Source organism: Dysgonomonas mossii (assembly GCF_004569505.1).
In the GTDB taxonomy this organism is placed as follows: Bacteria; Bacteroidota; Bacteroidia; order Bacteroidales; family Dysgonomonadaceae; genus Dysgonomonas.
Genome location: NZ_SPPK01000007.1, coordinates 126,068 through 132,826 on the forward strand (window position 1 = coordinate 126,068; position 6,759 = coordinate 132,826).

Here is a 6,759-nt window from a genome sequence, read left to right on the forward strand (position 1 = left end):
TTACTAATAACAGAGCTCTTAAACTCTGCAAGGGAAACGATATTTAGTCCCATGGTCTTTTCGGATTTGCAATCCGAAAGCTTTTGTATCAAAGGATTTTAAATCCTACAATAAATATTTTCGGATTGCAAATCCGAAAGAACGAAGATCCGAAAGAACGAAGCAATTATACACAAAAAAGCCGCAATTTGAATCAATTGCGGCTTTTTCTATTTTGTAATATCCTACTTATGCATCAATCTTAGCATAAGTTGCATTTTCTTCGATAAACTCACGACGTGGAGCTACGTCTTCACCCATCAGCATAGAGAAAACATGATCGGCTTCAGCAGCATTTTCAATCGTCACCTGACGCAATGTACGATGCTCAGGATTCATGGTAGTATCCCAAAGCTGCTCGGCATTCATTTCTCCAAGACCTTTATATCGCTGTGTGTGAATAGCATTTTCGTCACCATCGGCATATTTCTCTATAAACGCACGGCGTTGGCGATCGTCCCAGCAATACTCTTCATTTTTACCCTTGCGGCAAAGATAAAGCGGAGGCGTTGCAATATAGATATACCCTTTCTCCAACAGTGCTTTCATATGGCGGAAGAAGAAAGTAAGAATCAGCGTTGCAATGTGGCTTCCGTCCACATCGGCATCGGTCATGATCACCACTTTTTGATAACGAAGCTTTTGGAGGTTCAACTCTTTAGAGTCTTCTTCCGTTCCTATCGTTACTCCTAGTGCTGTATATATATTTTTTATCTCATCACTTTCGAGAACTTTGTGAGGCATCGCTTTCTCCACATTCAGAATCTTACCCCTAAGAGGAAGAATTGCTTGGAACCCACGGTCACGACCTTGTTTTGCTGTACCACCCGCAGAGTCTCCTTCGACAAGGAAAATCTCACATATCGAAGCATCTTTACTCGAACAGTCAGCCAGTTTTCCCGGTAAACCACCACCTGTAAGCGGAGATTTACGTTGTACCAACTCACGAGCTTTGCGAGCCGCTGCACGTGCCGTTGCTGCAAGAATAACTTTTTCTACAATGATTTTTGCTTCTTTCGGATGCTCTTCAAGATAAATACCTAAAGCCTCTCCCACAGCCTGATCAACAGCTCCAATAACCTCGTTGTTACCAAGCTTAGTCTTTGTCTGTCCTTCAAACTGAGGCTCAGCAACTTTGATAGAAACAACAGCAGTAAGTCCTTCACGGAAGTCATCACCATTAATTTCCACTTTCACTTTCTCAAGCATCTTCGAGTCATCAGCATACTTCTTCAGCGTACGAGACAACCCACGGCGAAATCCGGTAAGATGTGTACCACCTTCTATTGTGTGTATATTATTTACATACGAATATACATTCTCATTATAAGATGTATTATATGTCATCGCCACTTCTACAGGTACTCCTTGTTTTTCGGTAACAATGTGTATTACATCTTCTATTAATGCTTCTTTAGACGCATCTATATATCGTACAAATTCTTCCAGCCCTTTTTCAGAGAAGAAAGTATCTGTCTTGAATGTTCCATCTTGTTTTACCTGACGATGATCGACCAACGATAGACGAACTCCGGCATTAAGAAAAGCCAGTTCGCGAAGACGTGACGCCAATGTATCATATTTGTACTCTGTTACTACAAATATAGAATCATCCGGTTTGAATGTTATAATTGTACCTGTATGATCTGTAGTTCCTATTTTTTCTACACCAGTCAGGGGTTTTCCACAAGAATATTCCTGTACATATACATTCCCTTGTTTGTGTACTTCGGCTTTTAGGTATGTAGACAATGCGTTGACACACGACACCCCCACACCGTGAAGACCTCCCGAAACTTTGTAAGTTCCTTTGTCGAATTTACCTCCGGCATGCAAGACTGTAAGAACGACTTCAAGAGCGGATTTTTTCTCTTTAGCCATTATATCCACCGGGATACCACGACCATTGTCTTGTACTGTTATCGAATTATCCTCGTGTATAGTGACTTTGATATCATCACAATATCCGGCCAATGCCTCGTCAATAGAGTTGTCTACAACTTCATACACAAGATGGTGTAATCCTTTTTCGCTTATATCACCGATATACATCGCGGGTCTTTTCCTTACAGCTTCAAGGCCTTCCAGCACTTGAATATTTTGTGCGGAATAAGATTCGCTTGCAATTTTTTGGTTCTCAGTCATATTTATATTTTGCTATTAAATAGGCGAATAATCGCCTGAGGTTTTGCGTTTGAAAAATCTAACAAATATACAGATTTTTATCCACATAAGCAAGAATAGAAGCCATCGTTTTGCTTGCTTATAAATAAAGAACAGAATCAAAAAATTAACAGTTTTATTTATATAAAAACATGCAAAAATCAATAAAATTCTGATTGCTTTTGTTTTCTTTGTATCCATCGATATGTCCAATGAATAAATTTAACCAAATACAATGAAAAAACAATTCGCATTTTTATTTTTTATTTTAAGTATCTTCTTTTCTATAACAAGTTGCTCTGATAAAGACAATGAAATAGAAGAGACGCTCAGTGTATCAAAAAGTCAATTATTTTTTAAAATATCGGCTGAAAAACAAAGTTTTACGATCAAGTCAAATAACAAATGGGAAATTGATAAGAATATTCCCTCATGGTGCACTGTGAGCCCCTTGTCGGGAGAGGGAGATGTAACGATTACTGTAGAAGCCAAAGAAAACACGCAAGAGGTTAAGCTTACAACACAGTTGGTTATAAAAACCAAAACAAAAATACAAAAAGTAAGCATACAACAAGAAGCTGCCCCGCCGGCACCTCTCGAAGGGTACTATTTCCCGCTACTGACTATCAATACTAAAAACGGCACACCAATTATATCGAAGGATGACTATATGGACGCAACCATAAAGATAGAATCAAGGGATAATAAAGGGGTTATAAAAGAGAAGCTAATGGAAGCTGACACCGAAATAAAAGGTCGTGGGAACAGTACGTGGGGAATGGAAAAGAAACCTTACAAACTGAAACTAAAAGAATCGGCACAAGTATTGGGCATGCCTAAAAACAAACATTGGGTGTTGCTTGCCAATTACTCGGATAAGACATTGATGCGAAACGAGCTGGCGTTCGAAATCAGCCGCCGTATGGGATTTGCTTGGACTCCACGCATGCAGTATGTGGATGTTGTGCTTAATGGAGAATATATTGGAAATTACATGCTTGGAGAACATATACGCGTAGACAAAAACAGGGTCAATATCCCCGAATTGAAAGCAACAGATACAGATATTACAGGAGGATATCTGCTCGAAATAGATGAGCGAAAAGGAGAACCTGTATGGTTTGAAACACTAGAAGCAAAAATGATATTCTGTGTAAACACACCGGAAGACATGCCCGCTAATCAAAAAGAATATATATCAAACTATATCCAAAATATAGAAAATATCATATACGGAAAAAATGATATAAACCCTGTAGAAGAATTACCGAAGTATTTGGATATGAAATCATTCATTGATTATGTATTATTAAACGAATTATCCAAAAACGTTGATGGCAACCTCCGCCTAAGTACATTTGTTTATAAAAACAGAGGCGACGACAAGTTATATTTCGGGCCGGTATGGGACTATGATATTGCTTTCGGGAATGTAAATTACGACAATTGCGATATGGTATCAGGATGGCATGCACGAGCAAGAGCTCCTTGGTATCAACAATTTTTCTCTCATCCCGAATTTGAAAATATGGTAAAAGACAGATGGAACGAATTACGCGGAAATGAATTAAGTGACGCAAATATAAATACGTTCATTGATAACATGGCTGAAAAAATAAATGTATCTCAACATTATAATTTTCAGAAATGGTTAATACTGGATAAGCAAGTCTGGCCTAACCCTATTGTGACTGGAAGTTATCAAGGTGAAGTCAATTATCTTAAAACATGGATAAAAAACAGATTAAGTTGGATGGATCCACAGTTAAAGTAATTAATACGGCATATTATAAACTAAAAAAGAGAAGAGGGAGTCCCTTTTCTCTTTTTTATTAAGTATTGACTGGTACGTATCTACCATTTTCTGATAAACCTGTTTATGATTTTCTTCAAACTAAGGATGCACTTATATTCCTTGTATTTTTTATCTGAAATAAAGGCATATTTATGCTGTATCATATAATAATCGGAATAAAAATCAAAATAAGAAGAAGATATACCTCCTAATCTGAAATTAGAGATCACAACATCCACTTCTTCGAGCTTTACACCTTTACTTACACATCTACAAATAAAGTCATAATCAGCCAAGACCTTTATAGAAAGATCAAATGCTCCGTATTTATTGTAAACCTCTTTAGAGACAAAAAATGTAGAGTGAGGCAGTACACTCTCCGATATAAACGAAGCTCCACGGCGTTGTACATTAAAAATCTTATCGTCTTTCCACACGCGCTCTATACCGTATATCATAGAATTGCTCTGATCTACCACTCCGTCAGAAAACTTATTCCACATAACTTCGAGGGTATTATCCTCATACCAATCATCAGAGTTGGTTATCCCGATCAACTTTCCGCTAGCAAGAGATATTCCTTTATTCATGGCATCATAAACACCTTTGTCGGGTTCACTAACTATGCGTACAGTAACTCCTTTCTTTTCGAAGGCAGGGATATAACTCTCTATTTTATACAGAGTTTGGTCTTTCGATACCGCATCGATGATAATATATTCAAAGTCAAAGAAGGTCTGTCTTAACAAGGCTTCAATTGTTCCTTGTAATGTATTTTCAGAATTGTATGTTGGTGTTATTATAGATATTCTTGGCATATCTAAATTATTTTATTTAAATCTACGGGCAAAGATACATTTTTTATAAGTGCATTCATTTTTCTATATATAAAAAGAGAATTTGAAATTCTTAAAAAATCTTTAGCCCCTATTCTTTTAACATTACAAAAAAAACAATTGTGTCATCGAGACGTTTTAAGTATACAATAAGAATATGTTTGTATACATCATGTGGATAATAAATGCTCTATTTATATTTTAAGTTTCAATAGAATTAGCAAACTTGCTAAAACATGAATAATGAAAAACAAATTATTTGTATACACCAGTATACTACTCTTCATTGCCCTGATATCCAAAGCATGCAATGAGAACCAAAATGAAACAGGTACTTGCCTTACAATATCTGCTAAAAATATCAATAACAAATCACTCATAAGTGGTGGACAATATCAGATTCTAAATGTTAATAATCAAGTTGTAGGCACATATACGCTTACATCCGGAACAATGAATATCACAAATCTAGCTATAGGGAAATATGTGATAGAAGAAATAAGTTCTCCCGATAACTATGATGCCAGCCAAAAACGAATAGAAATTATTCTAAAGTACTCTTGTATCGAAGCTACATTCTCGTATATAGATTCCAAATTGAAAGAAATACCGGAAGAGCAGACCTTGCAATTCATAAATTATCAAGGGCTTATAAACTTAGGGGAATATAATGCTGTGCGTATTGGAGAATATTACTGGATCGATAGGAATTTTACTCATACAATAAAAAAAGGTAATGGCTTCGAAAATGACGTACCTATCACTCAAAATATCTTAAATAGATATCTTGAACGTGTGCGCATCGATCCCCAATATTATCAATTATCGAATATAACCAATTTTGAAAAATACTATGGAAGATATTACAGCTATCCGAGTATAGAATATATGAATAAGTACTGCTTTATGGCTGACGAGAATGGCAATAAGATTGAAGGTTGGAGATTACCTTTCCCTGCCGATTACAGGCAATTATTTGCTATGTCGCCATTCAACACATCGCATGATGCTACTCATACAAATCTTAACGAAAGAGATGTACGCTTCGCATTAAGTAGCATGAATGGAGAGAATCCATTAGCCTTTAATATCTATCAAGGAAATAATAGCCCATATAAAGTTTATTGGTTCGAAAAATCAACAAATATATATGGTTTCAATATGATGCCCGGAGGAGCCCGTCTAAATGGAAATGGTAGATGGTGTAATGGTTTGGGGCCTAATGGCGGCTGTTATGATGATGGTCTAAGAGGTGATATCTATCATCTATTCTATACTGTGTATTTATCTGTACAAAACACAAATAATACTCTTGGGTATGTAGGCATACATGATTATATAACTAGCAAAGAGTATGAATCATATCACTATCTCAATGTACGTTGGTGCAGGCCATTAACAGATATAGAGCTAGGATATAAATTGTATATCAATAAGGACAAAACAGACATAAAAAAATTAGGGCTTAAAGACTCGCCTCCGGAAGGATATATAGAATTACCTCACGGTTATACTCGTGGATTTTATGTACAATATATATTGAACGATCCTAATACCAAATTAACGGTATCTGATATTATCAACTACGCAAAAAGTGTTCAAGACAATTATATTTACGAAAGCCGTAACAATCTGGATGTGATTTTGTAAAAGACATATTGTATACATCATATTATCTTTTGTAAACCTAAAAGGAGAGTCTATTATAGCTCTCCTTTCTTATGCTGTTTATCCTTTGTATGCTTGGATTGTATCAATAGCAAAAGTCCGCATACAATTAGATGTATACGGACTTTGCGTTTAAAACGGCGGTAACCTACTCTCCCACTTTTACGCAGTACCATCGGCACGACCGGGCTTAACTTCTCTGTTCGGAATGGGAAGAGGTGGAGCCCCGGTGTTATAACCACCTGAATATCGTTACGG

The 6,759-nt window shown here is 36.5% G+C and carries 4 protein-coding genes and 1 rRNA gene; 2 read left to right on the forward strand and 3 right to left on the reverse strand.

Features of this window, described 5'->3' with window-relative positions; genetic code table 11:
* Positions 1-228 precede the first annotated feature (228 nt).
* Positions 229-2,184, reverse strand: coding sequence for a DNA topoisomerase (ATP-hydrolyzing) subunit B (gene gyrB, locus E4T88_RS16455; RefSeq protein ID WP_135107359.1), 1,956 nt, complete (start codon positions 2,182-2,184; stop codon positions 229-231).
* Between the two features lie 253 nt (positions 2,185-2,437).
* On the opposite strand from gyrB, the gene E4T88_RS16460 reads away from it, so the two are divergent.
* On the forward strand, positions 2,438-3,976 hold the full coding sequence (locus tag E4T88_RS16460) for a CotH kinase family protein (RefSeq protein WP_135107361.1): 1,539 nt from the start codon (positions 2,438-2,440) through the stop codon (positions 3,974-3,976).
* 80 nt (positions 3,977-4,056) lie between these two features.
* Here E4T88_RS16460 and E4T88_RS16465 read toward each other — a convergent pair whose 3' ends face one another.
* Positions 4,057-4,815 (reverse strand): glycosyltransferase family 2 protein, encoded by a 759-nt coding sequence (locus E4T88_RS16465; RefSeq protein WP_135107362.1) that lies wholly within the window; start codon positions 4,813-4,815, stop codon positions 4,057-4,059.
* 261 nt (positions 4,816-5,076) lie between these two features.
* On the opposite strand from E4T88_RS16465, the gene E4T88_RS16470 reads away from it, so the two are divergent.
* The gene (locus E4T88_RS16470; protein WP_135107364.1) at positions 5,077-6,483 is read left to right on the forward strand and encodes a prealbumin-like fold domain-containing protein; all 1,407 of its coding nucleotides are present in this window, start codon (positions 5,077-5,079) and stop codon (positions 6,481-6,483) included.
* Between the two features lie 153 nt (positions 6,484-6,636).
* Here E4T88_RS16470 and rrf read toward each other — a convergent pair.
* Positions 6,637-6,747, reverse strand: a 5S ribosomal RNA gene (gene rrf / locus E4T88_RS16475).
* Between the last annotated feature and the right edge of the window lie 12 nt (positions 6,748-6,759).

Bases quoted from the DNA above. Each gene is read 5' to 3' on its own strand.
- gyrB (WP_135107359.1), bottom strand. From the start codon at position 2,184: ATGACTGAGAACCAAAAAATTGCAAGCGAATCTTATTCCGCACAAAAT.
- E4T88_RS16465 (WP_135107362.1), bottom strand. From the start codon at position 4,815: ATGCCAAGAATATCTATAATAACACCAACATACAATTCTGAAAATACA.
- E4T88_RS16460 (WP_135107361.1), top strand. From the start codon at position 2,438: ATGAAAAAACAATTCGCATTTTTATTTTTTATTTTAAGTATCTTCTTT.
- E4T88_RS16470 (WP_135107364.1), top strand. From the start codon at position 5,077: ATGAAAAACAAATTATTTGTATACACCAGTATACTACTCTTCATTGCC.